Origin of the sequence: uncultured Amnibacterium sp. (genome assembly GCF_964245895.1) — a bacterium.
Lineage (GTDB): Bacteria > Actinomycetota > Actinomycetes > Actinomycetales > Microbacteriaceae > Amnibacterium.
This window is the reverse complement of record NZ_CAXTOQ010000223.1, coordinates 1-4,159: the sequence shown is the minus strand read 5'-3', so window position 1 is coordinate 4,159 and position 4,159 is coordinate 1. Positions and strand designations below refer to the sequence as shown.

Sequence of the window (4,159 nt, the reverse complement as noted above, 5' to 3'; positions counted from 1 at the left end):
CCCCGGCCCCGGCCCCGGCCCCGGCCCCGGCCCCGGCCCCGGCCCCGGCCCCGGCGCCGTGTGCAGGATCGCGTGCGGTGTGCAGGACTGGAGGCGCCGTCCCGTCCTGCACGACGGACGCGATCCTGCACACGGCACGCTCCCGCAGTGGCGGGGCGGCGCGGACTGGGCCGCGGGCGACGCTTGGCGCGGGTAAGTGAAACGCTCGGCACGGATCAGCGGGATGCGCGTGCGGGCGACGGCGCCTGGCGCGGACGACGGAGCGCCCCGGCCGATCGGCCGGGGCGCTCCGTCGGAAGGCGGGTCAGCGGCTCGCGCCCACCAGCTCCGACAGCGCCGGGACCTTCTCGACCGGCTTCGAGTCCTCGTGGGCGGAGGTGAGCGACAGACCGAGCGCGTAGAGCGGGCGCCGCTGCGTCTCCACGTAGGTGCGGCCGACGTAGCTGCCGAGCACCCCCAGCATGATCATCTGGATCCCGCCCATCAGGAAGATGGCGACGGTCACGAAGGCCCAGCCCGACACCGCGGTCTGCGGCACGAACAGCTTGACGCCGACGACGTACAGGATCCCGATGAAGGCGAAGACCGAGAGCACCACACCGAGCCGGCTGATCAGCTGCAGCGGCACGGTGGAGAAGCCGAGGATGCCGTCCAGGGCGAACTGGATCATCTTCTTCAGCGGGTAGCCGGTGGTGCCCGAGTGGCGCGCGTCCCGGTCGAACAGCACGGCCTCCTGGCGGAACCCGAGGTGACTGACCATGCCGCGCAGGAAGCGGTGGTGCTCCCGGTACTTGCGCATCTCGAGCACGACCCGACGGTCGAGCAGCCGGAAGTCGCCCGTGTTTCGCGGGATGTCGATGGAGGCGAGCTTCTGCAGCGTCCAGTAGAACGCGTGCGCCGTCGCCCGCTTGAAGAGCGTGTCCTGCCGGCTGCGGCGCTGCGCGTAGACGACGTCAGCGCCCGCCTCCCAGCGCGCGACCAGCTCGAGCGCGACGCGCGGCGGGTCCTGCAGGTCGCTGTCCATGATGATGACGGCGTCCGCGTCGGCGTGGTCGAGGCCGGCGGTGACCGCCATCTGGTGCCCGAAGTTGCGCGAGAGCGACAGCACCGTCACCCGCGCGTCCTCCTGGCGCAGCGCGATCAGCTTCTCGAGCGACGTGTCCTTGCTGCCGTCGTTCACGAACACGAACTCGAGCTCGTACTCGGCGAGCAGCGGCGCCGTCGTCTCGATCACCGCGTCGTAGAGGGGGCCGATGTTGCCCTCCTCGTTGTAGATCGGGAAGACGAAGGCGATCTTGTGCTTCGTGAGGTTCACAGGCGTGCTCCGTGCTCTATGAGGTCGGTGGGGAGCACGGTAGGTCCCGCGCTCCCCCGTTCGAGGGAGGCGCTGAGCGTGTCGCGGGATGCGGTCGCGGGGCGCAGCGCCGGGACCGCGTCGGCCGGACCGGGTCGCCGCTCCTCCGCATGTCGCGGCCCCGGAACGGGGGCGGAGCGGCGACCCTGGTGGCATGACGGTCGAGTTCGGCGCGGACGCGCCCGGTGAGGGCGTCGCCGCCCCGTGGTCCGCGGCGGTGCGGGAGCGCGTCCGAGGCCTGCTGGGTCGGGAGGTGCTGCGGTTCGGGCTCGTCGGTGTCGCGAACACCGGCATCGATCTCGGGCTGTACTTCCTGCTCCAGCTCGGCGGCTCCCCCCTGCTGATCGCGAACCTGATCTCGACGACGGCGGGCCTGAGCTTCAGCTTCGTGGCGAACCGGCTGTTCACGTTCTCGGCGAGACCGGCCGGCCGCACCGGTCGTCAGCTCGTGCTCTTCGTGGTCTGCACGGGGATCGGCCTGTGGGCCATCCAGCCGCTGGTGCTGGTCGGCATGGACCGGCTGCTCGCGGACGCCACCTCGCTGGGCGATCTGCGGATCCTGCTCGGCAAGCTCGTGGCGATCGGGTTCGGCATGGTCTGGAACTGGTCGGTCTACAGCCGCATCGTGTTCCGCGCGACCGCTCCCGACCGATCCGCGTGATGTCCCGGAGCGGCCGTCGCCGAGCCCGCATCTCGGCGACGCCGAGCTCTCCCGAAGGACCCGTGATGCACCCCGTCGCACCGACCGTGATCGTGATCCCCACCTACGACGAGCGCGAGAACATCGCCGCCGCGGTCGCCTCGGTCCACGAGCACCTGCCCGACGCGCACGTGCTGGTCGTCGACGACGCGAGCCCCGACGGAACCGGCGTCCTCGCCGACGCGCTCGCGAAGGCCGACGAGCGCGTCCACGTGCTGCACCGCGAGCAGAAGGACGGGCTGGGCGGGGCGTACCTGGCCGGCTTCGCCTGGGCGCTCGAACGTCGCTACGAGGTCGTCGGCGAGTTCGACGCGGACGGATCCCATCCTGCGAGCGCGCTCCCCGCCATGCGGGACGCCCTGCTCCGCTCGCCGGGGATCGGGCTGTCGATCGGATCCCGTTGGGTGCGGGGAGGACGCGTCATCGACTGGCCGAAGTCGCGGGAGGCGCTGAGCCGGGCCGGCAACACCTACGCGCGTCTGATGCTGGCGCTCGACGTCCACGACGCGACCGCCGGCTTCCGCCTGTACCGCGCCGAGCTGCTCGAGCTCCTCGACCTCGCGACGGTCGTCTCCAAGGGGTACTGCTTCCAGGTCGACCTGACGGTCCGCGCCGTCGCGACGGGGTACCGCATCGTCGAGGTGCCGATCGAGTTCCGGGAGCGGACCCTCGGCACCTCGAAGATGAGCCGGTCGATCGTGATCGAGGCGATGGGCGTCGTGACCGTCTGGGGTGCCGCCCGGATCTTCGGCCGTCCCGGCCGCTGGCTCGCGGCCAGGCTCGGCACGCCGGCCATCCCACGGCGGTCGCAGTACGCCCCCGCCCGGTAGCGGGTGCGCTCCGGCGTCCTGCTACGGCTGCTTCTCGACGAGGAACACGGTCGTCGTCGCGCCGACGCTGGACTCGATCGCCTTGTAGCCCTCGGCGGAGAAGGCCTGCATCTCAAGGCTGTTCCACCAGGGAGCGGCGTTGTCGGCGATCACGATCACCCGGTCCGGCCGGCCGGCCGCGACGAGCGCCTGGTCCGCGGGCAGCACCGTGTCGAATAGCCCGCCGAGCGACGCGGCGTTCCACTGCATCGCGATGTCGCGCAGCCCGGCGAAGTCCGAGGGGTAGGCGGCGAGCATCGACCGGGGGTTCAGGACGGCGCCGGTCTGCGCGAAGTAGAACGCCTCCCCGGGCGTGGCCCATTCGGCGACGGTCGACGCGGAGCGCTGCCAGTCCGTGCCGTTGGCGAGGGGCAGGCGCTGCACCACGAAGGTCGGCACGGTCAGCACCGCGAGCAGCACCGCGCCCGCGAGGCCGCGGCGCCCGAACGCCGTGATCCCGATCCCGAGCAGCAGCGCGAGGGCGGGGACGGAGATCGCCGCGTACCTGGAGACGTAGAGCGGCTGCCCGGCGGCGGTGGCGAGCAGCAGCAGCGCGGTCGGCAGCAGCAACCACGGCAGCACGAGCGACAGCACCAGTCGCCGCCCATCGTCCGGCACGACCGAACGCCGGATCAGGACCGCACCGATGCCGACCGCGATCATCAGCCAGGCCGGGACCGAGTACAGCGGGGAGTCCCCGAACCACTGCAGCGCCGCCGAACGCAGCATGTCGGGCGTCAGCGGACCGATCCAGGAGACCTGCGACCGCTGGCCGAACGCCAGCACCACCACGGGCGACGCGACGGCCAGCGCGAGCAGCGCGCTCACGACGCCGACCAGCCGCCCGCGCCTCGAGCCCTGCGGATACGCGGCCACGGCGATCATGTGGGTGATCACGACCAGCGACGAGTAGATGAAGACGCCCACCGAGAGCGCGGCGACGACGACGTACAGCACCCACGCCCGCCCGCCGCGACGCATCGCCCGCAGCAGCGCGACCGCCGCCCAGGCGTTGAGCGCGATCACCCAGGCGTACGACCGGGCCTCCGACGCCGCCCACGTGACCATCGGCACGGTGAGGTAGACGACCGCGACCACCGGGACGAGCCGGGCCCCGCCGAATCGGCGGGCCAACAGCACGGTCGCGGCCGCGCCGAACCCGACGCCGATGGCGCTGAACGAGCGCATCGCGAACGGCGAGTACCCGACGAGGTGGATCCACAGCTGCAGCGCGAC

The 4,159-nt window shown here is 72.1% G+C and carries 4 protein-coding genes; 2 read left to right on the top strand and 2 right to left on the bottom strand.

The features are described 5' to 3' along the window. Nucleotides 1–304: 304 nt before the first annotated feature. On the bottom strand, nt 305–1,315 hold the full coding sequence (locus ACFE60_RS18060) for a glycosyltransferase family 2 protein (RefSeq protein ID WP_375390239.1): 1,011 nt from the start codon (nt 1,313–1,315) through the stop codon (nt 305–307). A 193-nt stretch (nt 1,316–1,508) separates the two neighbouring features. Between ACFE60_RS18060 and ACFE60_RS18055 the strand changes: the two genes are divergently transcribed. Both ACFE60_RS18055 and ACFE60_RS18050 read left to right on the top strand, forming a co-directional pair. Then, nucleotides 1,509–2,015 carry a GtrA family protein gene (locus tag ACFE60_RS18055; RefSeq protein ID WP_375390238.1) on the top strand — a complete coding sequence of 169 codons (507 nt, stop codon included), beginning with the start codon at nt 1,509–1,511 and terminating at the stop codon, nt 2,013–2,015. A gap of 65 nt (nt 2,016–2,080) precedes the next feature. Beyond that, the gene (locus ACFE60_RS18050) at nt 2,081–2,884 is read left to right on the top strand and encodes a polyprenol monophosphomannose synthase (RefSeq protein ID WP_375390237.1); all 804 of its coding nucleotides are present in this window, start codon (nt 2,081–2,083) and stop codon (nt 2,882–2,884) included. Between the two features lie 21 nt (nt 2,885–2,905). On the opposite strand, the gene ACFE60_RS18045 is transcribed toward ACFE60_RS18050, so the two are convergent. Next, the coding region (locus tag ACFE60_RS18045) for a hypothetical protein (protein ID WP_375390236.1) at nt 2,906–4,159 on the bottom strand (1,254 nt) is incomplete at its 5' end.